Below are 253 nucleotides of genomic sequence, written 5' to 3'. Positions count from 1 at the left end.
CTCGCCGGTCAGCACCAGCCGGGCAATGCCATCGGCGGTCACCGGAGTCAGCAGGATGCCGTTGCGGTGGTGGCCGGTGGCGTGGATCAGGCCGGGAATGCCGCTTTCGCCCAGGATCGGCGCATCGTCGCGGCTGCCCGGGCGGAAGCCGGCCCAGGACTCCTCGATCGGCAGCTCGGCGATGCCCGGCAGCGCCCGCCACGCCCCTTCCAGCAGCGCGAATTGGCCGCCGGCGGTCAGGCGGTCGTCGAAG

At 73.1% G+C, this 253-nt stretch carries 1 protein-coding gene; it reads right to left on the bottom strand.

Translation table 11 applies throughout. From position 1 onward, the window contains the following. A partial coding sequence (locus I71_RS08830; protein WP_042693952.1) for an FAD-dependent oxidoreductase occupies window positions 1-253 on the bottom strand: 253 nt, incomplete at both ends.

It is taken from the genome of Azospirillum sp. B506, assembly GCF_000333595.1.
Lineage (GTDB): Bacteria > Pseudomonadota > Alphaproteobacteria > Azospirillales > Azospirillaceae > Azospirillum.
Note: the sequence above shows the minus strand (reverse complement) of the source record. Positions and strands in the feature narration are given on the sequence as shown.